This window comes from Paraburkholderia sp. BR10954 (assembly GCF_040965775.1).
Classification (GTDB): Bacteria; Pseudomonadota; Gammaproteobacteria; order Burkholderiales; family Burkholderiaceae; genus Paraburkholderia; species Paraburkholderia youngii.
The window spans coordinates 1-24,712 of sequence record NZ_JBFRCK010000045.1 but is presented as its reverse complement, the minus strand read 5'-3'; the positions used below and the strand labels follow the sequence as shown (position 1 = coordinate 24,712).

Below are 24,712 nucleotides of genomic sequence, written 5' to 3'. Positions count from 1 at the left end.
CGAGATGAACTCACCGACAGATCAGCAGAACAACCCGCGCGCAAGTCTTTTCAAGGGGAAGTCGCCCCGCAACGCACTGTTTGCGGTGGGCGGCGTCGCCGCAGTCGTGATCGGAGCACTCGGCTTCTACTACCAGGTGAAAGAGAGCGCCAAGGTTGACGAACAGGCGGCGCTGCAGAAAAAGGCGAAGGCTGCTGAAGTCGTCGACAAGTCGAACAACACGCAGGACCTTAACAAGACGATCGACGACCAGTTGAGCGAGGCGCGCAAGATGGCGGCCTCCGAAGCGCGCGCGGCGGCCGCCGCACGCCCGTCCTCGCCCGCGGCTACGTCGAATATGGTGAATGTCGCGCCTGCGCTAACCGCCGATGGTTTTATCAACGATCAGCAGACCAGGCAGATTAAGGCTGACGCCGACACGGACGCGATCTTCGCGTCGCCGATCTTCAAACCGGGCCTGAAGGTCAAGGATACGGCGCGTGCGTCTACGACGCCCAACCCGTTGCCGGGACTGCTCACGCCCGCTCAGGTCGCGGCCCAGCAGGCTGCCGCGCAACAGGCGGCGGGAGAGTCGGTCGCTGAACGACTCGCGTCGGCCTTCGCGGCCGCAGGAGCAGGACAGCCGCAGTCGGCGCGTCCATATTCGAGCCAGGGCCACGATGCCACCTTCATCAGGAATGTGTCGGCGCAGTCCGGTAGCGACCAGGATTTTCCGCGCGCCGGTTTTGTGGGCCAGGCGCATGGCTGCGTGCTTTCGCCTCCCCACCACATCGGCGTGCTCTCGACAGAGCGACTTAATTCCGATCGTCCCGGCACAGCCTCACTGATCGTCGAAAAAGATGTGTACGACAGCATCCGTGGCGACTGCCTGATGATCCCTAAGGGCAGCTTCATCACGGCACCGTATAGCTCTGACATTCAGCCGGGCCAGGAAAGCATTCTCGTAGCTGCGACGGAGTTGCGCCTGCCGAATGGCAAGCATGTCCCGCTCTTCGGCGCGCAGGGTGCGGATGGCGACGGTTCGGCTGGCTTCTCGGGCGATGTCAACAACCACTTCTTCAAGATTTTCGGGACGTCCTTTCTCGTCGCGATCCTTCTGCACAAGTACGACGGTGGCGAAACCTCCACCACCACGGGTCCGCTTGGTGTTACCCAGGTCGGCAGTACGGCGGGCCAGGTTGCCGCCACGACGGCCCAGTCAGTGCTTGAACGATACAAGAACATCCCGCCGACCATTACATCGGACCCAGGTGAGCGCCGTTTCATGCTCAAGGTCAATCGCGACATTGTGCTGGAGCCGTATCGCGATGAGTAAGCCGCTCGAAAAACGTATTGCTATCGGCGGAATGGTTGTTGCGCTGGTCGCGTACCTTCACGGCGCCCAGGCTGCGACGATCGCTGAAGTGATCAGCCCGACAAGCGTTGTTCTGGCCGATGGCAACGCCCGCGCGCTCGCTTCGTTTGATGGTAAGCCCGTGTTCTGGTGCGGGCTGCAGGTGTTCGAAAAATGGGCGACGCCGCTGGTGGGGCAATCCGTGGCGAGCAATCCGGATACGGGTATCACCGTGTCGGTCGACTCGCGCGACGTCTCGCTCGAGCGGTTGCTCGTCGCGAAAGGCTGGCTGCAGCCAACCGTACTGGACGATGACGCCCAGGCCGCGATCGCCGAGGGCCGCGGCGGCTGGGCGTGCGCGAGTGCGACAGCTCCGTTTGAGCTGATGCATAGAAGCGTCGATCCGAAGATACTCGCGGGCATCGCCTTGAACGAGTCCGGTCTAAACGGGCGGGCCTGGCCCTGGACGCTGAACATCGCGGGGCAGGGCTTCTTCTCCAAGACCCGTGCGGATGCTTATCGCGTTGTCCAGTCGCTGATCGCACGCGGCCGCAGCGACTTCGACGTAGGCGTAATGCAGATCAACTGGGCGTACCACGCGCGCCGTTTCGCATCGCCGTGGGACGCGTTGTCTCCGGCCACCAGCATCCGCGTTGCTGAGGACATTCTCAACGAGAACTACAGCAAGACGCACTCCGTCGCGAAGGCGATTGCCTATTACCACAGCGCCAATCCGGCTCCGGGGCAGGCGTATATCGCGCGTTTCGCGCGGCACCTCAACCAGATCCAGGCCGGCCTATGAAGCTCAACGTTTCCCGAATTGCTCTTGCCTGTGTCGCGCTGTTCGGCGCGATCACGGTCCATGCAGCGAACACTGATCCATTCGATTTCGACTATGAGATTGCAGGCGGTATCGCCGAGCGTCCCGCGCTCATCTTCAACGATGGATCGAAGACCTACATCCAGCCTCGTGCGGGCCAGGTTATTTCCGCGGTCGGTGGCCACGCGGAAGGACCCTATGTCGTGGTCGATGGAACGCCCGAAACGGTCACGTACACGGTAGCTGGCCGTCCGGCCAGTGCGCGCTGGACGAAGGCGAACACGTTCATCGGCGGCGGAGCGCGTGGCGCGCTCGCGGCGCTGCGCGACGATCAGCCCGCTGGCTTCGATGGCTTCACCAATCGCCTCGTGCTCATCGGCACACATGGTGCGCTTGAACCGGTCCGCGCGCTCAAGGCAAGCATGCCCGTGGCCAGCTTCGTGAAGGCGTTGGCTCCGCAGGGCTGGACCGGGTCTGCACAGAAGGATGTGGACATCACCGACGCAAGCGCCTTTGCCACGCGTGCGGGCGAGAACTGGATGCAGGCGCTCGATCGCCTGATGACGCAAACCGGACTGTATGCGGACGTCGACTTCACGTCGCGACACATCCGCCTGCACCGCGATGCGCCGAAGTCAGGCGCGCTCAATTATGCCGCTGGCGAGAAACCGCAAGCCGATGCGGTTGCGCAGCCGGTGGCTGCGGAACCAGAGGAAGCGGCACCGACCGCTGCGCCCGCATCCCTGCTGGCCGAATACTTTGGCGCGCAGGCGATCCGCGACGGCGATGACACGCATACACAGATCCGCTTCGCGTCGAAGCCCACTGGGGAGCTGACGTTCAGAACGCCCGAAGGCCGTTCGCTGCATCCGAAGTGGGATGCCGGTACGAACGTGATGACCATCGAGCGCGCCGAGCGCATGGTCGTGTCGGACGGCACGAAGACGGTCGAGCTCGCGCGTTCCGCGGGGACTGTCTATGAATTCGACACCACCAGCCCGGCGCACCTCGAGGCTGTGTTCGACCGCGACGGCCACACGTATTTCAAGTTCGCCGGGTCGGTAGTGCAGATCCATGTAGCAGACGTGAAGCACCTGGGTTCCGGCGAGCAGAAGGGCCGGTACTACATGTTCAACGGCACGGCCGAGCAGTTCATCGTCACCGCGGACGGCAATACGGTGAACGTCAACCGTCGCCACGACGTGAAGTATTTCGAGCGCCCTGTGCCCGGTTCTCCTGCCGCGCCGACGGCGCCCGCAACGGCGGTGGCGAAATCGTGATGCACGGGGCGCGCATTTCCATTGTCAGCGCGGTGCTGCTTGGCAGTGCCTCCGTTGCGCGGGCTGACTGCCTTGATGACGCCGCGGCGTACCGCCACGTCAGCGCACAACTGGTCCGCGCGATCGCGCAGCACGAATCCGGCATGCGTCCGAACGCAGTGAACGTGAACAGCAACGGGACCGAAGACATCGGCCTGATGCAGATCAACTCATCGTGGCTACCCAGGCTTGCGCGGTACGGTATTCGCCGGGAGCACCTTTTCAACGCCTGCGTGAACGCCTACGTCGGTACATGGATTCTGGCCTCCAACATCAAACAGTTCGGGCCGACCTGGAAGGCCGTGGGTGCCTATAACGCGGTTTCGACCCAGAAGCAGCTGATCTATGCCAACGCAATCTATCGCCGCCTGCAGCGGCAGGGGCAATAACGAATGAACGTGACCATCGAACGCAATGAACCGGTGCGCGTGATCGCGCGTATCCTGGCTGCACTGGCGCTAGTGGGCGCATCAGGCTGGAGCCACGCCTCAATCGACCCGGACCAGTGTCACGTCGCGGCCCCCGCCGGCGACGGATGGCAGATCCTCGCGGCAGTCCCGTCGTCTCGCGCGACGCCTGCAAGTGCCAGCGCATTGGCTTCTGCAGTAACCGCGACCGGATCGCCTGCCGTCAGTGCTGCAACGGTCCCCTCGACGACCGCGATCGCATCATCCGGACCGACTCCGACTGGCGTCGCATCGGTGGTTCTGCCGGGCACTCCGACAGCACCGGCTGCCACGCTGACGCTGTCGCTCTCGCCGCAGGACCTCAATCTGCGCAACGCGCTCGACCGCTGGTTGCAGACGCAGGGCTGGCAACTTGCGTGGAAGGTCGATGACGATCTGCCGCTCGAATTCAATGCGACTTTCTCTGGCGACTTCACGACCGTTCTCACGCAGGTCATGCAGGCGACCAATCACATGCGGGTGCCCACGCGCATCTGCCGTCACACGAACAACGTCATCCGCGTCATCGCGCGCGCGGCCAACTGCCAGGACTAACACCATGCGTCACGCATCCATTATCAAGACTGGGCTCGCCGTCGGCTGCTCGCTGACGATCGCGGGTTGCGCAGTCAATCAGAGCGACATCAACGCGGCCTACGACGGGGCTCATCGCACCGGGAGCGACGCGATGGCCAATCTGCCTGGTTCGATGGCGCTGGTGGAAGACGTGCCAACGGCGTTCCTCGGCGACCGGCTCGTGCCCGTCGCATATGAAGCGACGCTGCCCGCCACCTTCCGGGAGAAGCAGGTGACGATGCCTGCGAACATCGGTATCAGGCAGATTTCGACGCTCATCTCCGGCGCAACGGGTTATCCCGTCCATCTGAGCCCCGACGTGTTCGTGCCGCGCAGTTCTCTGGTGCCACGCGAGTCGGCGGGTGGCAAGGGCATCACGACAGCCGCGAACGGCAATGCCTGTGAAGAGCCTGTCTACGGCCAGGTTTTCACGGGCTATGCCGGCGCATATCTGACCCGCATGACCCAGGACCTCGGTCTCGACTGGTCGTTCGACGGCTCGACCATCAACATCACGCGCTTTGTCACGCGCATGTATCAGATCGCCGCGATCCCGGGCAAGGTGTCGATCAAGTCGACCATGTCCAAGGGCATGGACACCTCGACGGGCAACCAGGCGAACGGCACCGGTGGATCGGGCGGCAATACGGGCTCTTTTGCGGCACAGACGTCGACGGGGCGGGAAGGGGATTTCGACCAGATCAAGGCGATCAGCGATGCACTCGACAAGCTGCGCTCGCCAATGGGCCGTGTGACCGTGAACCCGCAAAGCCGCCTCGTGATGGTCTACGACACGCGTGAGGCGGCTGACCGCATGGGCAAGCTGCTTGCGCAGGAAAACGCCGTCTCGACGCGCCAGGTGATGTTGCGCGTGCGTACGCTGCAGATCGCGCTGAACAACGGCAGTCAGGCGGGCGTGAATGCCGACGTGGTGTTCAACTATATCCAGGGCGGTCTTGCCAAGTATGCGGTCAGCTTCACGTCGCCCACATCGCTCTCGTCGGGCGGCGGTACGGTCGGCCTGTCAGTGCTGCAATCGAATGCGCCGTTCTCCGGCACGAACGCTGTCATCAACGCGCTGAACCAGTATGGCCGTACGGTGCAGGACAGCACGCAGACAAAGATGACGCTCAACGGCCTGCCCGTTTCGATCGCCTCGTTCCAGAGCGACGACTATCTGCGCTCGACCTCGCCGTCTGCGGGGAGCCTCACGGCCACGTCTGGGGGCGTGCCGGGTCTCACACCGGGAACCGTGACCACGGGTGACTTCGTCAACATCCTGCCGGCCGTCAACGACCACAACCAGATCATCCTCTCGTACTGGGCCGACAGTTCGAAGCTCAATGGCCCGTTCACGTCGGCGTCGGTCGGCTCTGGCCAGACGCTGCAACAGATCCAGCTGGCGCACACGACAGGCAGCAAGGAGGACCAGACGATCGCGCTGTCTGATGGTCAGACGGTCGTGCTGTACGGCCAGATGACGGACCTTGCGAACAGCACCACGAATGGCGGTATCGCGGGTATCACGGGTCTGTGGAACAAGTCCAAGACCTTCCAGGTGATCATGCTGACGGCTACGGTCGTCCCGTCGATGTGAGCACGGGTATGCACATTACCGATCCGCTGCCGCGCGAGAAGAACGCGCGTCTGGTCTTCGGACTGGACTGGCGCGCGTATCCCGCAAAACAGATGCGCGCCGAGCGCCGCCGATACGCCGATGATTTCGGCGCGACGCACTACATCGAATACAAGGTCGGCAAGGACGCCATCGGTGGTTTCTGCGCACCTGAGACGGGTGAGATCAAGGGCGCGCGCCTGTATTCGGGAGCGGCGCGGATCGCCCAGCACGAACGTGTGAAGGGAAGGGCTGCCGTACTCGTCATGCTGCAGGATGACCAGCGCGTGCACGTCGTCTTCGTGGTGCGTGGTGTCGTACGCAGCGACGAGGTTCTCACGGTACCGAAGGCGCACGAAAGGCGTCTGACGATCGAGCAGGAATGCCTGAGGCTGAACCTGACGCTAACGACGCTCGGCTCCGGCCAGGCTGTTGGCGACGTGGACGAGAGCTTCGGCGCGGCCGCGCTGCTTGACGATCGCAAGACGGGGCGCATTTCGAAACTGCCGGCTAACGTGCCGACAGTCGTGCCGGTTCTCGTGATTCTCGTGGCCGTTGTCCTGGGTGGCATGCAACTGAGGGACCTGTTGGATCCCCCGACGCCGCCGGCCCCGAAAGAGCCGTCGCTCGAAGACCGGTACGCCGCGCTTGTGCGCCAGACGTTCGCCGCAAAGATGCCGCGCGCCAATCTGCTCGCGCCAGCGCTTCTTTCCACCCTTGGCAGTAGCGAATCCGTCGTGGCGGGCTGGGTCTTCGAGAAGGCAGTGTGCGCGACGCAGGGCTATTGCTCGTTGACCCTTCGCCGGTATGGCGGCAGTTTCGACGACCTCCGCCAGGCGGCGCCCGAAGCGATGCGTCCGCTGCGCTTTGACGCGGATGGTCTGCATGCCGGAGCACGCGGTCCGCTGGTGCCGGGAGTCGCGTTCGTGACAGCCAGTGAAAAGAAGGCATGGCCGACGGAGCAGGGACTGATCGACGCCCTGCAGACACCACCGCAGAAGCTTTCGACCAAACCATTCGAGCTGATCAGCTACGGGTACACGGTTCACATCGAACCTGCGAAGCCGTTACTCGCGATCCCGCCGGGCGCAACCGGCCCGCGGCCCGCGCAGATGATTCGTGTCGGCACATGGGAGATTAACGGCTTTCGCTGGCAATCGCCGTTGCTCGCGAAGCTGCCATCGAACATGACGCTCGACTCCATGACTGTGGAGTTGAAGCTGAACGAACAGGGTGCAACAGGGAAGGCGAACGGCGGTGCAGGCGACCAGGGCGGAATCCATTTCACAGCGAAGGGCAAATACTATGTTCTCGAATAAACGGCTGACGGCGATTGCCAGTGCATTGACACTGATAACCGGCGCTGCGCAGGCGCAACAGACGAAGCCGGCTGCACCGCACATGCAGACGGTCAGCGTGCGCGTCCCCTCAGCCAGTCTCGACATGGGTTCGCCCAGGTCGCCAGGCGCTGCTTCGCCCTCGGCGGCTTACCAACCGGTCTCGCAGCCGGCAACGCAGCCGTTACCGGGTTCCGCTGCACCGCACCTGTCGATCGACGAGATCGACCAGATCACCCGTTCGAAAATCGCACGCCAGCTTGCGGGCGAAGCCGGGCCGCAGGGTGCTTCAGTCACGCTCAACGCTCCGGCGCCTGCGCCCGTTCCCGTCACCGCGCCGGTCGCAAGGGCAACACCCCCGGCTCCCCGCATGGAACCGGTGCGCTTCGTTGGCGCTTTCACCGACGTGAGCGGAACGTCCGTGCTGTACGAGCACCGCAGCGCCTCCTATCCCGCGCATGTCGGCACGAAGCTGCTCAATGGCTGGACGGTCAAGCGTGTTGATGGATTCGTCGTCACCGTGACGGATGGCAAGCGTACATGGACGGAGACCATCAGTAGTGGCTCCGCCAACACATCGGACAGCCCGCAGCAATCTGGCAGTCCGACGCGAACGCTGAACGATCTGGGTGGTCCGCTGCCTTCCTCCTTTCCTCTTTCCGCTGCCGCGCGATAAACGATGAGCCTCTTCAACGGTATTGAAAAAGACGAGCCGTCCTCGCGCGGCATTCTTGGGCGGTTCCGTGCATTGCGCGCCGGGTTCACTGACGAATCCCCAGCGTCGATGCCTATCGCGGGCGCAGACCGCAAAGACGAAACGAATCGCGAGCCGCGCTTCGTGCGTAAGGACAAGCCGCTCAAGGCAGAGCCTGTGGACGCGAAGCCGGGCCAGCCGATGACGCTTGGCATGAGGCTGAGAATGGCGGACGTCACCGACGTCGATGCCAATGACAGCAACGCGCACGAGGCGGCCGGCGTCGATCCTGCACAGCCCGAAGCAACGGGACACCCGGCGCGAGTTGAGCCGTCGGTTGATCGCACGGCGGAAGCGCAACAGACCGCGGAGAACGTCGCTGGAACGACGCAGGCCGATGTTCCTGAGTCAGCGATGGCGTCCAACATGATGGAGCGTCCCCTTGTTGAGCCCGCCGGGCAGCGGACCGAAGCGCATGACGTCGCACCGCAGACAGTGCGGCCGACGGAGGCCGCTGAGATGGAGGAGGTGCACGAGCTCCATGCGCAAGCGGACGTGATCCCCCGACAGGCGGAGTTCCTGCCGTCGGGTCTGCCGCAACTCGTCGCCGCGGACTCGCTGACCTTCAAGCGGATCCTCAGCGAGCGCGGGCAGGATGCAACGCTGCGCATCACGGATTCCGCACGCCGTGAGTTCGTGGCGGTCGAAGTGCAGGCCGGGATGGCAATCGTCGTCACGACGCGGGCATTTCATGAGTCCGCGCTTTATCCGACGTATGTCATGGATCTCGAGCGCGCCGACATCAAGGTGCATGAGGAGATGATCGCAACGGACGCCGTGATCGCGGCGATCTACGCGAGAGAGCGCAACCGGTCAGCGGCCGTCCTCCCGGAGAGTTCGCGCGCGATCGGCACGTTCCGCGACGTGACCGAAGCCGCACACGCCTATGGCGCCGGCGATATCCACTACGAGTACCGCGACTTCAACGACGATGTCGAAGTCCGGTTCCGCGTGAACGGCGACCTCTACACGTACCGCAAGCTGCCCAAGGCGCTGGTGCGTCGGGCGCTGTCGGCCGCCTATCAGGATCTCGTCGCGCGCAACACGAACTCCGGCGAGACGTTCCAGCCTACTGCGTCGCAGTCGGCAATGATCCCGCTCGTTGTGCATTCCGACATCGTCAACATCCGCTGGCAGAGTTCACCGCTCGTTGGCGGGTTCGATGTGGGTCTGCGTCTGCTCGACGGTAATTTCCGCAATCTCAAGGTACTGATGCCGGAACAGATGGGGCTGCAGACGTCCCAGTTGCGCATCGTTCAGGCGCTGGGCCACGTCAGCGGCGGGGTCACGGTCTTCACCGGTGAGACGGGCTCGGCCAAGTCCACGTTGCTGCGCGCGATGTCCTTCATGCTCGCGTCGCGCGACCTCCGCAAGCAGTTCGCAGTCAATGAGCCGTCCGAGTATCCGCAACCATGGCTCTCGGACATTTCGATTCCGCGTCGTCCCGATGAGACCGACGAAGAAGCGAACCGCAAATGCGCCGAGGTGATCCGCACGCTGATGCGCATGGACCCGGACGATGTGACGGTCGGGGAAATCCGGGACCGTGTTGTCGCCGGGCTCGTGGCGGAGCTCGCACTCACCGGGCATCCGGTGCGGACCACACTTCACGCGGACAGCGCGATCGGTGCCTTCATGCGTCTCGCCGGTGGGCGCCTGCAGTTGCCGATGGACGAAGTGTCCTCCGAGAAGTTCATCAATGCTGTGGCGAACCAGAAGCTGATCCCCCTGCTGTGTCCGCACTGCAAGGTGCCCGCACGTGACGTGATGCCCGCAGCGCAGATCGAGACGCTCGAACGCAAGTTCGGCCTGGACACCTCGAAGATGGCGTGCCGCGACGAAGGCGGTTGCGAACGCTGCCGCCTGAAAGGACTCTTCACGCGCGCGGGCAAGGTCGCGGCCGGCACGAAGGGGCAGACGCTTGCAATGGAGATCTTCCGGCCGACGATGGAGTTTCTCGAGCGCGTTGCCGAACGCGACTGGCGCGGCGCTGAGCGGGTATGGCGATCGGCGCGCACGACCGGTTTTGACAGCGATGACATGACGGGCAAGACGATCTACGAGCACGCGCTCTACAAGGCGTCGCAAGGCATCATCGATCCGCGCTTCATCGACACGGCGATGCGTCCTTTCGACGAATACCGGATCTTCGCTGACCGTGACGGGAGGCTGCCGTCGTGATCCGGGGACTGATTCACACGCTCTTGATGGCGCTGCCGCAGAAGGAGCGCCTGCGCATTGCCCGCTGGCGCTTCCAGAAGATGCGCGAGACGTTCTATCGCGAGACACGGCTGGACGTGGCGGCCAAGGGGCTGCGCAATCGCGAGACGCTGCTCGAGCGGCTGACGACTCTCGAAAAGCGTCATCGCTCGCGCAGGTGGCTGACGTGGCCGGTGTTCAATGCGGTGGCGAAGCGCATGGTCGCGGGCGACGACTTTGCCACCGCACTCAAGCCGTTCATTCCGAGCCAGGAACACGCGCTTCTCGATATTGCCGGTACGTCGACGCGGGAAGACGCCGCGGTGCGGGGGCTGGAACTGGCGGAAATGGCTGCGCACGCGGAGGGTGTGCTCGCGTCGACGACGTCGCTGGAAATGGCCTACCCCGCGTTCCTGATCGTCTATCTCTACATGTTCTGCATGCTGTTCGGCGGAGAAATTTTCCCGGCGGTGGCCGACACGAAGCCGGTCGATCAATGGCTACCAATAGGGCAGACGCTCTATGCGATCGACACGTTCTGCTACGAGTACTGGTGGCTGAGCGCTGCGATCGTCGAAGGCCTCGTGTCGTTGTATTTCTGGACGCTCAAGCGGTGGACGGGACACTTCCGCAACCGCGTCGATGCATTGCCGCTGATGTGGCGCAACCGGCGCGACCTGCGGGCAGCCCTGCTGATCGTGTCGCTTGCAGGTCTCTTCGATTCGAATCTGGTCCTGCGTGCGGCGCTCGACCGTCTTGCGAAGACCGCCGACCCGTGGCTCCGTTGGCACATCGACCGCATGAGCCGGCGGCTCACACAGCGCCCGGATGAACCGATGCGGGCGCTCGACACCGGCATTTTCTCCGAGGTGGTGATCGACACGATCGCCGACGCGGCGGGGCGCGACCAGTTCGTCCAGGCCATCAAGAGTCTCGGCCGCAGTTCGCTGGACCGCGTTGTCGCCACCGTGCGCCGCAATGCACGTATCACGCACTACGTGCTGCTCGGCTTCGCCGTCTCGCTGTTTTTTGTGCTGGGCATCGGATCGTACGCGGCGACCGGCGCGGCGAGCTTCGATTCTTCCCCGAGTACATCCGCTGTATCCAATTGACCGAGGCAATGAAAAAAATGAACAAAAACCCGATCCAGAATCAGGAACAACGCAAGGCCGCGATCCTGCGCATGGGCCGTCGGCGCAAACAGTCCGGCGAGCTTTCGATCATCGAAGGCGCTGCCGTGATGGCGGGTGCCGCGCTGCTGGCACTCATCGTCTATGAGGGTCGCAGCTTCGTGATGGATCGTATCCACGCCCACCAGTTCAAGAGCGAGTCGCAACTCTTCCGCAGCGGTATTCAGGACGCGACGGCGAGCGACACCGATTTTTCGGGCGAGTCCTTACTCACGCTTGCGCAGAATCACGCGTTCGATTCGGCCGGTAGCCGGGTGAACAAGACGTCCGGCACGCTGACCGGTATCTTCGGTGGCCCGGTGACAGCCGCGGTCGCGACCATTTCCACGACCGACGATGCGATGGTGCTGACCTATCCGGTTCCGGCGACCGTCTGCTCGCTCGCGGTGGGCGCGGTGGCAGGCGCCTATACCAAGGTGACCGTCAACGGGACGACCGTCTCCGATCCCAATACGACCTTTAGCCAGACGACTGCGGGAACGGCGTGCAGTTCGAGTGGCGCGACGGCGAGCATTGCGATGTACGCGACGCACAACAACTAAGGATCGTCGCCCATGTTCAGCATCGTTGAGATGGTGGTCGTGCTGGTGGCCGCTGCGCTGATGACGACCGTCGCGATCAAGGAAGACGCAGCGAAGCGGCGCGCTCAGGTCATGACGGCGGAAGGCCAGAACGAGGCGGTCATCAACTCGGCGTTATCTGACTGGGTGACCAACAATTACGCGACGCTGATTGCAGGGGGCCCTGTCGTGGTGGTCGCTAACCCGCCGACGCTCAATGACCTCTTTACGCAGGGCAACCTGAAACAGCCGCACGCACCGGGACCGTTCTGGGGCGGGTCGTACGTGATCAGCATGAGTGTGGGGCCTGCAACCTGTACTGCGAGCGCCGGCGACTGTCACGTCACCTACGTCATGTATCCGTCGAAGCCGCTCACGCGAGGCGGAGTGCCGGATATCGTTGGCGCCTCGCAGATTGCGCAGGCTGGCGGCAATGCGTTCGGGTACTCGAAAACGCAGAACGCTGGAACGATCACTGGCCTGAACGGTGCATGGACCGCGACCAACCCGCTGGGCAATGTCCCGGCCGCGATCCTTGCGACCAATGGGCCACCCTCGGACGGTAACTCGGTCTATATCCGGCGCGACGGCGCGCTGACGTGGACGGGAGACCAGAACGTCAATCACGTGAGCCTGCACAACGTTCACGATCTGGATGCAGAGGGGACGGTAAGCGCGGCGAATGTCGGCGCGACGGGCGCTGTCGCCGCGAGCGGTGCTGTAGCTGCGGGAACGACGGTCACGGCTGGTACGACGATCGGGATGGGCAGCGTGGGCTGGCCAAGAACCGCTTGCCCGGCGGTGAATGCCATGGCCGGGGCAAGCGACGGTTCCGGCCTGGTGCTGTCGTGCCAGAAGGTGTCGGGCGTTCTGCAGTGGATGCCCATTGGCGGGCCGAAGCTGTGGTACGGCTACACCGCTATTCCCGACGGGAACGGTACGTTCGTGCCCAATCCAGTGTGTCCGGCGGGCGGGACGCCGGGGATTGTGGTGTCCGGACAGAGCACCTACACCGACCCGACCGCCTCGATCCACTACCGGGTCGATGGTACGGGCCCATGGACGGTCTATATCGTGGATGGAAGCCCAGGCGACAGCACCGTTATCCCCGGCACCGCCGTTGCGACGACGTATTGTTCCTATTGAGAATAGAGAAAATGACAAAACTGATAATCAGGATCGCGCTGGCCGTCTGTGCGGTGCTTGTAAGCCATGCTGCAGTGGCAGGGCCGGTGAGGTGCTCGGTCAACAATCAGGACTCGACGTGCGTCGGTCACATAACAACGGTCTGGCAGACAGCACCGACGTGTCCCACAGATCCTGGATGGACGACCGTAGCTGCGGCGCAGTGGATCGGGTCGCAATATACGGCCCCACAGTGCAACTATCAGGTAAAGCCGGGGTGCGCTCCGGGATCTATCCAGTCCGGGCCCGATTGGAATGGTTCGACATGGGTCAACCTCGTATGTGTCACTCCGTCCCCGCCACCATTAACGATCGTGTCGACCACGGGATTCTGGGTATGGGGGGCTTGCGAGACCTTCACCAATGGGAACAAATCTGGCTCGATGCCAACAGCGGTCTATCAGAATAATTGGTCCGATGGATCAACCACGTATTTTCAGTATTACTTCGGTAAGCAATACCCGGTTTTGATGGACGGTAAAGGGCGGCCTTACGTGACGTCCATTGGCGACAATTGGGATACGTACGCTGACGGGAACACGTGGCCGCTTGCGTCGTTATACGCGGTGGCTGTCGGCTATCCGGGCGCTTCGATTCCACCGCAGCCCGCATACGCGTGTTCGGGTTTTAACCACTAGGTGATAAGAAAGTTCGCAAACGCCACAAAACGTAGAGCCAACAAAAAGCCCCGCGTCAAGAAACGCGCGGCTTTCTGCCTGGGGGCGATTGCCCGTGGTGAACCAGTCGAAATGTCTTGGGTTGTCGCGGATCAGCCGATCACGTTGCCGGTCGTGAACGTGAAGCTCCGCGAAAATGCCGTACCGTTACGCGTGCCGGTGAGCGACACCGTATAGGTGGTATTTGCATTCAACGGGGCGACCGGGTACGCAACGGCTTCGAACGGCGGCAGTTCCTTGTTCGGGTCAGTTGGCGAGTTCAGGATTTGCAGGGTGACAACGTTACCCGACGAGTCGGTATAGGTGCCCGAAGTCAGCACGATCGTGTCCGTCGCGTTGCCCACGACGGCGACTGGCATACCGAACGCGCCCGAAGTATTCGGCGGCGCTGGGATTTCGCCGATCTCTTTATACGGCACCCCCGTGGTGCCTTGGCACGGGAAGGTCAGGGGCAAATTGCCCGCCAATGATTGCAGGTTTGCAATTGAATTCGACGCTTGGATTTGAGGAAACCCGTTGTACGTCGTTTCGTTCCATCCCAAACCGATTGCCGTAACCGGCCAGCTCGCGATTGCTATATGGTAGACGCCACCCATCCACGCATATGCGATTGCCTCGCCGTACGCTGTTTCGGTAAGCTTGGCGTTCGTGTAATAGCCCGCGCTTTCGCCACCTGCATAGACAGTCTGCGATCCCGGGGAAATGGTCTGCGAACCCGGGAATCCGAAATGAACTGCCCGATCGGCATACGTGACCCCGGTAAATCCAGGATTGCCGGCTACCTCGGTGTCCGTGACGGTGCCGCCATTCTGGCCCATGTAGGATGCGTGGGCCTGCGCGGCCTGATCCAGTTGGGTGTTTTCAACGAGGGCCGGGAAGCCGCACTGCTGCCGTTGCTGGTTGATCGTATTGAAAATAGCGAGTTGCGCGCTATCAGCGGCATACTGCGGCGTGGTTACGTTTGCGCTGGTCGCCGTAGACGCTGGCGGGGTGCTGCTGCTCCCGTTGTTGTTGCTGCTGCCGCCGTTGCTGCTACCGCTACTGTCACCACCGCCACCACCGCCGCATGCAGCCAGGGCAAGCACGGCCGCGAAAGAAATGGCTGTCAGAGTGGAAATGTTCTTCTTCATTATCGAATCCTTGGATTTGTTGTTGGCCGTGCACCTTGCGCGACCTTGATTCCATCTTATCGAGCGGTGCGCAAAGTCAAGTCGCCTCCCCGCTGCGTTCGGCCCTTCGCCAGGCGATCGGATTGATGCCAGATTTGGCGAGCCATTCTAGTGGTAACGGAAAGTTTGAGTGAGGCTTGAGGCCAAACGTCGTCTGAGGGAGGAAAACAGCGACCTCGAGACGGACATCCCTGTTCCTACCGGCGTCTGCGGGCGCGTCGGTGAAAGACTCGCAAACCAACGAAGGCGGCAACCAAGCCGATACCAGTAATGGTTGGCCCGGCTTTCGCGAGTTGCGGGACGACCCGGGTGGCCATATACAGGGCAAATAGCGCGATTGAGACTCGACCGACCCATGGGGCACTCAAAAAGGACAGTAGAGGCGATGGCTGGCTGCTCACATAGTGGACGTATCCCTCGTTGGCCTTTTCGAGGTCGAACTCCGCGGCATTCACGGCGCGCTCGCTCCGGTAGAACCTTTCGTATCGCTCAAAGCGCCCGTCACCGCGCCCGTCGAGCCATGCAGCGTTGCTCTCCCGCGCGAGGTAGGCGTAGTCATCCATCGTTGCGCCTAGTGAACGTGTCCTGCGTGCCACGCGATCGCACCGATAGCATCGGCGATGATGCTACCGTCTGCCTCGGCGTAGTACGCGCCGGTTTCAGGGTTTTGCCAACCGAACTGGGGCCGACCATCAATGCAAAAGATGACGAGTCCAGCGGGCAGGTCAACTTCGCTGGGTTTGCCCTCAGGTCTCACTGTTTGCCCTCCGCGCAGCGCGCTTTTTCGCGCCGAGCTGCTGGTTGCAGGCAGGGCATGTGAAGCGACTGTGCATTTCAATCTTCGCGTCGTTGTTTGACACGACGTAATGCGTGCTGCATGTGCGGCAAGGCGCGACGGTCAGGCGAGCATCGGCTGCCATCGAACGGATCAGGTTCCATCCGCGGTCCGGCATGATGACCCGATTGCCGCCGAATAGCCGGTCGTAGACATCATTGGTTGCGAGCAGCGCCTCGGCCGGATTCGCACCCATAGCAGTTGCCGATCGATACAACCACGCGTAGACGGTAGCGTGCAGTCGATGGACCGGAGTTTCGACAAACCATGACAGCGAAGTTGCCGTGTTGCCGCATGGCGAACTCTTGCCGTGGATCTCGCTGTAGCGCGTTCGCATCTGATGCTGGTTCAGACCGAAAAGGTTCGAGGCCGTTGAGGCGCGCAGACCGTAGGCCATCATCGCGCTGGCGTACGCCTCGTTTTTCAGGCGCCCAAGACGAAGTTCTCCCCATTGAGCAGCGTAAGGAAGACCTCCAACGCGAGAGGGCGAGGTCAACATGATCTGGTGGGCGATCATCTCGTCAGTCAGGGTGCTGCCGGCGAACTCCCACCAGAACGTTGGACTGTTGAAACGCCAGCGGAACAGCGGCAATTCCTTCATCCGGCCCAGCGCCAACTGGAGCTTGTGCGTCGGGACAGAAATCAGATACTTCGCGACCTCGGTCGAAATGCCTAGCAGCGGGGCACTCAGCACGCTGACGTTGAGCACCTGCGTGACAAGCGAAACGAATGCGGAATTCTGCTGGTTCACCGCGTAAGCCATCAGTGAGTCAAGCTGAGGCGTCTTGCGGCGAAGCACATCGACAGCCACGGTGGTGGCAGTGTTGTCGACGAAGCACCGCCAGTCCTCGGCGGTCTTCAGCGTCGGCTCGACCATCAGAAACGGCGCGCGCAGCAGGTTTCGAAGCGAAGACTGGTTGAGCTGAAGCTGCTCGATCTCTTTGCGCTCGACATTGAAGACCTCGTTGAACCGACTGTCCTGCTTGAGCAACCACTTCATGTGGTCGACCAGATTGAAGTTTGCAACCTGAATTTGGCCGGTGAGCCATTCCGGCACATAGAACCGGTCAATCGCCCGGTAACCGTCTTTATTGTTCACTGCGTTTTTTCCTTGTCTCTCAAACACATCAGTTTCCTGCGGAGTCAGGCCGCGCGAGCTGCTGCCAGCAATTCCCCGTGAAACTTGCCCGTAAGATCGGCCAGTCCCGTCAGAAGTCCCTTAAAGCGGCCGAGCGAACCGTCGGCCGTGACCAGCAGTTGAACGCTGTGGAATTCCTGAATGAACGAGCCGAAACGTTCTACCAGCCCGGCAACCCGCTTTTCGACGGCCGCTTTCTGATCGATTTCCGCTTCCTGTTTTTTCTTGAGCTCGGTCAGTTCCGTGAGGCGCTTTTGCGCAGCTTCACATTCACTGGTGAGCCGGCTGAGTTCCTCGAACCGGGTTTTCGCAGCGCTCTCAAGATTCCGCAGGTGCTCGGGCGTGACTTCGACCTCAACTTCTCTGATCGTGACCTTTTCATGGGCTTCGGCAAGCTCACGGCTTTTGGCCTGGACTTCACGTTCAAGCGTCGCAATGGTGCTTTGCAGGCCGCTCGCGGTCTGTTCGGCTGAGGCAAGGTCGACCATGGTCTTCCTCAGCTTCTCGCGGTCCTTCTCGACTTCATGATTCAGACGCTTCGCTTCCGCTGCGAGCCACTCGTTGTCGTTCTTCGCGTCGTCAAGCTGGCCATAGATTTCGGACAGCTGGCTTGTAACGGTAGCGAGGGCGCTCTCCTTCTCCATTAGGCGATCCTCGTAGCTCTCGATGATCTTCTTGATGTCGCGCTTGCTCAGATCGGGATTGTCGCGCTTGGCGTCAATGACCATCTCTACGACTTCGTCGCTCTTGTTCACCAGCAGCTGCATGTCGGTGATCGACAGCATTTCGACCGCGCCGCTGTTCTTGCTGAAACGCTCGTAGCAGCGAATGTAGAGGTAGACCGAGTCGCGTTTCTTGCGGAACGTTCCTTCAAGGAAGCTGTAGACAAGCTCGGCTGCCTTTTTGCGGACCTGCTTCGTATCACCGTACGTGCTCACGAAGTGGCCCTCGATCCGCGTTCGGATGTGATAGAACGAGCCTCCGATGCGCATGTGTTCGAGAAGAATCTTTTTCGTCGAGTGCGCGACTTCCTCGGCTTCTTCTGCGATCGAAGCACGCAGTCCGGCCGATATCTCATCGCCACCGAAGAACTCATTGACCTTCTGGCCAATTTCATGTTCGGACGGCACATGAGCGAAGGCGAGGGGCAATTCCCGCTCAACGTTGCCGTCGTTGCCCTCAGGACGGGTAGGATCGAAATCGTCCTCGTCGCCTGCTGTAACCGGGACATTCTTTTTGGTCATGTTGTTCTCTCTTCTTTTCGTGCTCGTTGCTGATCTTCTCCTGCTTTTTTTGCAGGCGCCAAGGCCAATCGCCGGATCGTTCGAAAGCGGGTGCAACCTGTTTTCCCGAAATGCACCGCCTCAGAATACGCGCCGTTTCGTCGCTGCCATCCCGATAAGAAGCTCAGTTTCATGCAGCTTTCACAGGAATGAAGTACCGGGTATCCGACGGCCAGAACAGTTGATTCGGCAAACATTTCTGAAACTTTAGGCGCCGATCGGTATTTTTTTAGGGTTTTCCCTCAGTTTCAACCGGTGCCTTTCTATGGCATCGGGCGCTGTTTCGGCGACAGCCAGGACAGCCCGTCGCGCATGAAGCACATTCACAGGCCGGTTGGTTGTGGAGACGTACTCGGACTTTCGGGCGCGAAGCCACTGCCGCAGATCGGCTGCCCGCATCAGGTTTAAAGGAAGGGCGGAGGACAGGTCGCAATGAGCGTGAGGGAATGCCGCCACCCCTTCCACTGGCCAGGTTCCCGGCAGAATTGAGCGCAGAAAAGCGACCTTCGAGCGGTTCTGTTGCATCGGTGAGCGCCGTACATCTCTCAGTCCGTCCACCCCGATACGAACGACCGTCTGTAGGTCTTGCCCTGGTTCAATGCGACCCGCCCAGTTTTTCGTCTCCACAACGAAGATGCCGAAAGGCGTCACGACAAGATGATCGACCTCGGCAGTCGGAAACTCGGCCCCCGGCGCATGGTTGAGCAGAAGGGGGCCCGGATGCAGATAGAAGTTGTCGCCGCAGAGCCATTGCAAAGCGGCATGGAGCTCGGTCTGAACGGCGGCTTCACCTTCGTCGCCGCTACGCTGGCTGCGCGTTGCGGGGGGATGGCTGGAATTCGACTGGGGTCGGCGGCTGAGTGCCCGATAGACGAATACGCAACCGGTTACGAGAAAAATGTACGTCAGCATCGTTAAACCTCGCGGAGTGAAGATGATTCCAGTCTGCCGCGAAAATTGAGAAGTCAAGTCGTCGCCGGAACGACGGTGGTGTTGACGCCGCCGTCGATTCGACGGTGTCTGCATTGGCCATATCCCTTGATGCGCCGGGGCATCCGTCGCGCCATTCGGCCGGTTTGACGTCGCTCCTCGAAAATACATGTGCAGCACTTACATGTGCCTTTCCGCCAATCCTTTCTTCTTGCCTTCATGCACCCCCGGAAAGCTATAGGATTTAGTCGAGCTTTCTTGGTGAAGACGTTGAGCCGGCTCAGACAGGTCCGCCCAACGGGTGCGCATCTCCAGGACATTCAAAGCTGTATGACATTGGCGAGCATTTGCGGCTTCCAGCAACTGACTGAGCGCTAACCTTGCACTATCCATTGGCGTCCTGCGACGCATCGACCTGCCGCGAGTGATCTCGCGCTACCTGCTTTTCCCATCTCCGCCTTTTTCCTGCCGCAAGAGCTTTGGTGCGTGTCCGTGTGGACGCAGACCAAAGCGCTTCGCGCCTGAGTTTCCTTGCTCTTCGAGCATCGAAACCACCGGACGTTAGTCCGGACATTCCCTGTTGATTATTTTTCTGGAGAGAAAAATGCTGAAGGCCCATTTCAAAGACTCAATCAAGTCGCCAGGCAAGGTGCTGGCTCTGTGTTTCATCGCGTATTTCGCGACCATTTCGTTTGTCGTTTCCGGCTTCCTCGTTCTTCTGGTTGCCCATTGGGTAGTCAAGGAAATGAAGAAGAAGGGGAAGGCCATTCTGCAGGCGGAAGCGGATGCGGAAGCGGCTCGCATCGAGACTGAAAAACTCGCTGCCCGAGCTGCAGGCGAAACGAAAGTGCCAGTTGCATCTGCCGCAACTGCAGCCGCGAACGACAGCAATATGAAGCCGACTCCGATGAAGCAGTACGCAAAATCGGCTGTCGTTGTTCCGTTCAAGAACGGTACCCGTTAATTGGCCTACCGTTGTTATCTACCGTCACCTAGGGCCTCGCGCCTCTGGTGACGGCACCCTTCACCCTGCCGGGAATCTCATTCCCGGACACGGGCCATGAGATTGCCGGCGCCACCGGAGCAATCCCATGGAAACGCATGTGGCTGCCTGGCAGCTGGACATGTTCGGCGATTCATCGCCTGTTGTCGTACCCCCTCCCAAGCCTGATCCGCTGCCCGATCCGCATCTCTGGAGCGAGTCGGTGCGCGCAAAGATGGTCGATGCGCTCATCTCACTCGCCAGCGACAGTCGTAGCGGCGACAACATGCCCGAGTCGCTGATGGATTGCGCAGACCTGCTGTCCGAACGTCTACGCAATCGCAAGATCGATGTCGATGACTACCGCGCGACGCTGGGCTGGATCATGGGTTACTGGCATGGCGCGCTGCCCTATCTATATGTGTGCAAGGTCAACGGCGTTGATCCGGAGATCCTGCAGGACGCAATTCTTAGCACGCCGCTACTTCTGCGCGATTTGCGCGAAGTTCAGCGCGTGTGCTTTGGCACGTTGCTATAGGAGCGAGTCATGGCGAACGCAGTAACGCTTTTTGCCCGCGTCATGGCGGACCTCTTCAACGGCAAATCTGCAAGCGGGCCCTCCGGGTTCTGCGCACAGACGAACCCGCAGCCGGACGCACCAGATCCAGAACCGACGGACGGGAATGACACCACGGCCAGCACGGTCGGGCAGGGCGCGCCGAACGAGACCGTCGTAACAATCGGCGACATCCCCCATCTGTTCGTCGATGAAGGTGATCACGTCGTCCAGTTCAGTCCTGCTTTCGACGACCACTCAGAAGAAACCGAGTTCGGTATGAAGATCCTCCCCGATCTCGCGCCGCACTGGGCGCAGCGTGCCGTGCACCGGTGTCCGCTCAAGGAGGCGGTAGCTGCCGCGATCCGCCACAACGGCAATCCACCTGCCACCAGTCCTGCGGCTCAGAGTAAGCGGCTCGGCAACGGCCATCCTGATCCATCAGCCGGAAGCGAAGAAGCGTTTGAGGTCGAACCGGCGATGCCAACGCGATCGCGCCGCAACGACAACGCGGACGCGTCGAACGTCGTTGGCCGCATCGTTTCATGGGGCGAAGAGGGCTTTCCCGATCGCAAGAAGCCGGGGCGCTTTTACAAATCCTTCGCGATGCATATCGACACCAGCGCTGGTGAGCGAACGCTGCAAGGCGAAGGCCTGAAGGAAGCGATCGCGGAAAGCCGCTGTGTCGTTGGTGATGTCGTCTCTGTACGTCGCACCGGGAAAGTCAAGGTTCCCGCGATCCGCACGGATGGCTCACCCATTGTCAAGGACGGCAAGCCGCTCATGTGGGACAAGTGGCTATGGTCAATATCTAATTAGAGGAACATCAAATGGCATCTGTCAACAAAGTGATTCTCGCCGGAAACCTCGGCGCAGACCCTGAAGTTCGATATCTTCCAAGCGGCGACGCAGTGGCGAACATTCGTCTTGCAACGACCGATCGTTACAAGGACAAGGCGTCGGGCGAGATGAAAGAGGCGACAGAGTGGCACCGCGTCTCATTCTTCGGGCGCCTCGCCGAAATCGTGTCAGAGTATTTGAAGAAGGGCTCGTCGGTGTATATCGAAGGGCGTATTCGCACCCGCAAGTGGCAGGCGCAGGACGGTACCGACCGCTACTCGACGGAAATCGTTGCCGACCAGATGCAGATGCTGGGCGGCCGTAGCAGTGACTTAAGCGGCGGCGACTTCGAACAGCGTAGCGGCTCGCGCGCACAGCGACCCGGTCCGGCCTCGCGTTCTAATGATTCGCGTCAGTCGCACGCAGGCACCCGCGGGCAACCTCCGCAGCCGTCTCATAGCGGCGGTGGTTTCGACGAAATGGACGATCCGATCCCGTTCTGAGGTTTTGTAACCGCCGAGCTGCATGGCTTGCGATCTGATCCCGGAAAGGCTCACCTTTTCCTGATCCTTCTCCCGTAACACCTCACCATCGCAACGACATGCCTTCGGGCGTGTCGTGCGACGGACCTTCTGCACTGGCCGTTCGGGCCTGCCTCCTTCTCTGTCCAGCCAGCACGTCTGCTGAAAAAAGTTGCCCGCCAGTGCGCGGACTGCTTTTTTGAGCACGCGTTCTTACGCCTGTCTCAGGCATCGACCCCAACCCACTTCCACCTAGGAGAGTGACAATGAGTACATCTGGACGCGGGCTTTCACCCGAGAAGTACGAGTGGCTGCAACGCAAGCTGAAGGAATTCAGTCTCTCGCCGGAGGCGTGGATTTCGACATTGATGAGCTATGGCATTTCTGGCGATTCTCTGACTGGCAACGGGGCTCCGTGCCCGATCTGTGGCGGTGACGACCGCTTCACATATGACAACAGGAACGGGCGTGGTGACTGGATTTGTCGCCAGTGCAACGACGGACGTCCAGGCGCTGGTGACGGCTTGCAGCTCATCGCGAAAGTAAGCGGCATCGGACTCTATCGCCTGATGCGCCAACTCGATGGTGGCTTGCCGCCGCCGCCGCCCGCCACCTGCAACAAGAAGGCACCTGAGCCCAGGCGCAAAGTCGACCGCGCGTTCGTTGAGAAGATCCTCAACGTGACATGGGAAAAGGATTGTGCACCGCTCGAGGCCGGTGGATTCGCCATGCAGTATCTCAAAGGGCGTGTGCCAGGGTTGTCGGTCGAACCGTCGAAGGCTTTGCGCTTTGGCATGCTCGAATACCGGGACAACGACAAGACGGTGCTTGGCACCTGGCCCGGTATCGTCGCGCGCTATGTGTTGCCTGACGGACGGCTCGGCACATTGCACCGGACGTATCTTGACCATCATGTGCCGAAGAAGGCCACGATCGTCTCAGCAGATGGGGAGATTCTTGATTCCAAGAAGAACCACATGACCCTGAATTCCTTGCCAGGTGGCGCTGTTCGACTGATGGACCCGGTCGATGGCGAAATTGGTGTAGGGGAGGGGCTTGAATCGGCGTACGGCGCGCATATGGAATTCGGTGTGCCGGCCTGGTACTGCCTGAACAAGGATCTTCTGCGGCAGTTCGTTGTTCCTCGCGGGCTCGGTATCAAGGTCGTCCATATCTTCATGGACTTCGACGAAATCGATCCGAAGACCCGAAAGTCGCCTGGCGTCGCGGCGGGAATGGAGCTCGCAACGCGCTTGCGTGCCGAGGGATATTCCGTCGTGCTGCATCGTCCGAGGCGTCGTGGGCACGACTACTGCAATGAGTGGAATGAGTTGTGGCTGCTCAGGCGCAATTCGTCGCTGCACAGGCAGCATCGTTATGTGGATATGCGGCAAGCTGTCGCCGCTTAAGTATTGCGCCGGCGTACTGGCGATCTTCAAACCTGCCCGATGGGGATATTCCCCATCGGGGAAGTCTTGTCGGGCCAATTTCTATGGAGTGGAAAATGGCTTCGTTCCAGGTTCTCGTGGGTAGCTTCGCAATCGTCGCAACCAACGGCGCTGCGGGTGGCCGTCAGCGTGTAGGAAAGTCGGATGCCGTCGCTTTCGACGTAATCGACCGGACCGCCGGTGGCAACACCGCGTATGCGTGTCGCGATCAGTCCTTTCCAGATGCGTGGGACTTTTGTACGCGCCGACTTCTTGTTACTGCGGCTCCACGGTCGCATTGATCCAGAAAAGCGAAACGGCTCCCCCAGATTTTGGGGGAGCCGTTTTTTTTTGCCTGCGCGCTCCGTTCATTTCATGATCGCGACGCAGACTGCAACAACGACGGCAAAGACTTTCCACATGCGCCAAAGTTCGCTCGACCAGAGCGCGCCGGCGGCACCAGTCAGCAGCAGCACGACGCACAGATCATTGTTGACGTGCATGCTCGCCAGCATCGCGGCAAACCACCAGAGCGCGAGCGACGCGCCGAATATGATCGCGCGGCGTGTGAAGAACGGAAGCGCCATGAACTTCGTATAGCAGACCGTCAGCCGATCCATTGCATTCACTCCTTGGATTTGGTTTTCGCCAGGTGTTCTACGGCATCGAGGCTGTACCAGCCGGCAATACCAGCAGCAATCAGAGTCGCAATGAACAGCCAGGAGCGCGGTTCAGTCAGTGGCAGGCCGTTACGCACGATTTCGATTAATTCCAGCATTTTCGTCCCCTAAGATCGGTAGCCGCTTCGATGCACCGCACGTCGCGCGATGAATTTCGAAGCCATGACCCATCTTCGCATTACCACGGCGAATTGACGTCCTCCCCTCCCTGAAGGACTGAGCTTTACCCACAAGTCCGCTTGTAAACTGGTTCGGACGGTGTTAACTTTCGCGCATTCAATTGATGTAGCGGCTGCGGATTGGCGATCGGAGACGACACGGCAGACTGGGCGAGCGAGGA

Annotated in this window: 24 protein-coding genes; 17 read left to right on the top strand and 7 right to left on the bottom strand. The window is 61.0% G+C overall.

All coding sequences use genetic code 11. The features are described from left to right. The first annotated feature begins 4 nt into the window (after positions 1–4). The 12 genes from AB4Y34_RS36375 to AB4Y34_RS36320 are packed head-to-tail and all read left to right on the top strand — an operon-like array spanning position 5 to position 13,295. The gene (locus AB4Y34_RS36375; RefSeq protein ID WP_176369398.1) at positions 5–1,315 is read left to right on the top strand and encodes a TrbI/VirB10 family protein; all 1,311 of its coding nucleotides are present in this window, start codon (positions 5–7) and stop codon (positions 1,313–1,315) included. A gap of 31 nt (positions 1,316–1,346) precedes the next feature. Next, complete coding sequence (locus AB4Y34_RS36370) at positions 1,347–2,135, top strand: transglycosylase SLT domain-containing protein (protein ID WP_368718768.1); 789 nt, start codon at positions 1,347–1,349, stop codon at positions 2,133–2,135. Beyond that, positions 2,132–3,433 carry a TrbG/VirB9 family P-type conjugative transfer protein gene (locus tag AB4Y34_RS36365; RefSeq protein ID WP_176369399.1) on the top strand — a complete coding sequence of 434 codons (1,302 nt, stop codon included), beginning with the start codon at positions 2,132–2,134 and terminating at the stop codon, positions 3,431–3,433. Before AB4Y34_RS36370 ends, AB4Y34_RS36365 begins: the two co-directional genes overlap by 4 nt. Beyond that, positions 3,433–3,861 carry a lytic transglycosylase domain-containing protein gene (locus tag AB4Y34_RS36360; RefSeq protein ID WP_176369421.1) on the top strand — a complete coding sequence of 143 codons (429 nt, stop codon included), beginning with the start codon at positions 3,433–3,435 and terminating at the stop codon, positions 3,859–3,861. Before AB4Y34_RS36365 ends, AB4Y34_RS36360 begins: the two co-directional genes overlap by 1 nt. Positions 3,862–3,864: 3 nt before the next feature. After that, a complete protein-coding gene (locus AB4Y34_RS36355; RefSeq protein WP_368718765.1) occupies positions 3,865–4,473 on the top strand; it encodes a toxin co-regulated pilus biosynthesis Q family protein in 609 nt (202 codons plus the stop codon). 4 nt (positions 4,474–4,477) lie between these two features. Next, positions 4,478–6,091 (top strand): type II secretory pathway protein, encoded by a 1,614-nt coding sequence (locus tag AB4Y34_RS36350; protein WP_176369401.1) that lies wholly within the window; start codon positions 4,478–4,480, stop codon positions 6,089–6,091. Positions 6,092–6,099: 8 nt separating this feature from the next. Then, positions 6,100–7,428, top strand: coding sequence for a hypothetical protein (locus AB4Y34_RS36345; RefSeq protein ID WP_368718764.1), 1,329 nt, complete (start codon positions 6,100–6,102; stop codon positions 7,426–7,428). Then, positions 7,367–8,122, top strand: a complete 756-nt coding sequence (locus AB4Y34_RS36340; protein WP_368718763.1) for a hypothetical protein — start codon at positions 7,367–7,369, stop codon at positions 8,120–8,122. Before AB4Y34_RS36345 ends, AB4Y34_RS36340 begins: the two co-directional genes overlap by 62 nt. A 3-nt stretch (positions 8,123–8,125) precedes the next feature. Continuing rightward, positions 8,126–10,381: an ATPase, T2SS/T4P/T4SS family gene (locus AB4Y34_RS36335; RefSeq protein WP_368718762.1), complete on the top strand. Its 2,256-nt coding sequence runs from the start codon at positions 8,126–8,128 to the stop codon at positions 10,379–10,381. Beyond that, a complete protein-coding gene (locus tag AB4Y34_RS36330; RefSeq protein ID WP_368718761.1) occupies positions 10,378–11,511 on the top strand; it encodes a type II secretion system protein in 1,134 nt (377 codons plus the stop codon). The genes AB4Y34_RS36335 and AB4Y34_RS36330 overlap by 4 nt, the downstream gene beginning before the upstream one ends. Positions 11,512–11,528: 17 nt before the next feature. Then, positions 11,529–12,131, top strand: a complete 603-nt coding sequence (locus tag AB4Y34_RS36325) for a type 4 pilus major pilin (protein WP_368718767.1) — start codon at positions 11,529–11,531, stop codon at positions 12,129–12,131. A 12-nt stretch (positions 12,132–12,143) separates the two neighbouring features. Beyond that, positions 12,144–13,295 (top strand): hypothetical protein, encoded by a 1,152-nt coding sequence (locus AB4Y34_RS36320; RefSeq protein ID WP_176369406.1) that lies wholly within the window; start codon positions 12,144–12,146, stop codon positions 13,293–13,295. Positions 13,296–14,103: 808 nt separating this feature from the next. On the opposite strand, the gene AB4Y34_RS36315 is transcribed toward AB4Y34_RS36320, so the two are convergent. The 5 genes from AB4Y34_RS36315 to AB4Y34_RS36295 form a co-directional block, all read right to left on the bottom strand. After that, positions 14,104–15,141 carry a CAP domain-containing protein gene (locus tag AB4Y34_RS36315; protein ID WP_368718760.1) on the bottom strand — a complete coding sequence of 346 codons (1,038 nt, stop codon included), beginning with the start codon at positions 15,139–15,141 and terminating at the stop codon, positions 14,104–14,106. A 236-nt stretch (positions 15,142–15,377) separates the two neighbouring features. Next, positions 15,378–15,743, bottom strand: coding sequence for a hypothetical protein (locus AB4Y34_RS36310; RefSeq protein WP_176369408.1), 366 nt, complete (start codon positions 15,741–15,743; stop codon positions 15,378–15,380). Positions 15,744–15,926: 183 nt separating this feature from the next. Next, the gene (locus AB4Y34_RS36305; protein WP_176369409.1) at positions 15,927–17,114 is read right to left on the bottom strand and encodes a FlhC family transcriptional regulator; all 1,188 of its coding nucleotides are present in this window, start codon (positions 17,112–17,114) and stop codon (positions 15,927–15,929) included. A 44-nt stretch (positions 17,115–17,158) separates the two neighbouring features. Further along, the gene (locus AB4Y34_RS36300; protein ID WP_176369410.1) at positions 17,159–18,397 is read right to left on the bottom strand and encodes a hypothetical protein; all 1,239 of its coding nucleotides are present in this window, start codon (positions 18,395–18,397) and stop codon (positions 17,159–17,161) included. Positions 18,398–18,643: 246 nt separating this feature from the next. After that, positions 18,644–19,348, bottom strand: coding sequence for a nuclease-related domain-containing protein (locus tag AB4Y34_RS36295; RefSeq protein ID WP_176369411.1), 705 nt, complete (start codon positions 19,346–19,348; stop codon positions 18,644–18,646). 622 nt (positions 19,349–19,970) lie between these two features. Here AB4Y34_RS36295 and AB4Y34_RS36290 point away from each other — a divergent pair. The 5 genes from AB4Y34_RS36290 to AB4Y34_RS36270 all read left to right on the top strand — a co-directional run bounded on the left by AB4Y34_RS36290 (position 19,971) and on the right by AB4Y34_RS36270 (position 23,674). Continuing rightward, positions 19,971–20,330: a hypothetical protein gene (locus AB4Y34_RS36290; RefSeq protein ID WP_368718759.1), complete on the top strand. Its 360-nt coding sequence runs from the start codon at positions 19,971–19,973 to the stop codon at positions 20,328–20,330. A gap of 127 nt (positions 20,331–20,457) precedes the next feature. Then, the gene (locus AB4Y34_RS36285; RefSeq protein ID WP_176369413.1) at positions 20,458–20,886 is read left to right on the top strand and encodes a hypothetical protein; all 429 of its coding nucleotides are present in this window, start codon (positions 20,458–20,460) and stop codon (positions 20,884–20,886) included. Positions 20,887–20,895: 9 nt separating this feature from the next. Next, entirely contained in the window at positions 20,896–21,723 is an 828-nt protein-coding gene (locus tag AB4Y34_RS36280; RefSeq protein WP_176369414.1) for a hypothetical protein, read from the top strand. Positions 21,724–21,734: 11 nt separating this feature from the next. Further along, positions 21,735–22,247 carry a single-stranded DNA-binding protein gene (locus AB4Y34_RS36275; protein ID WP_176369415.1) on the top strand — a complete coding sequence of 171 codons (513 nt, stop codon included), beginning with the start codon at positions 21,735–21,737 and terminating at the stop codon, positions 22,245–22,247. A 284-nt stretch (positions 22,248–22,531) separates the two neighbouring features. Beyond that, on the top strand, positions 22,532–23,674 hold the full coding sequence (locus tag AB4Y34_RS36270; RefSeq protein WP_176369416.1) for a primase-helicase zinc-binding domain-containing protein: 1,143 nt from the start codon (positions 22,532–22,534) through the stop codon (positions 23,672–23,674). Between the two features lie 386 nt (positions 23,675–24,060). On the opposite strand, the gene AB4Y34_RS36265 is transcribed toward AB4Y34_RS36270, so the two are convergent. Both AB4Y34_RS36265 and AB4Y34_RS36260 read right to left on the bottom strand, forming a co-directional pair. Beyond that, positions 24,061–24,312: a hypothetical protein gene (locus AB4Y34_RS36265; protein ID WP_368593669.1), complete on the bottom strand. Its 252-nt coding sequence runs from the start codon at positions 24,310–24,312 to the stop codon at positions 24,061–24,063. A gap of 5 nt (positions 24,313–24,317) precedes the next feature. Further along, positions 24,318–24,470 (bottom strand): hypothetical protein, encoded by a 153-nt coding sequence (locus tag AB4Y34_RS36260; protein WP_176369418.1) that lies wholly within the window; start codon positions 24,468–24,470, stop codon positions 24,318–24,320. Between the last annotated feature and the right edge of the window lie 242 nt (positions 24,471–24,712).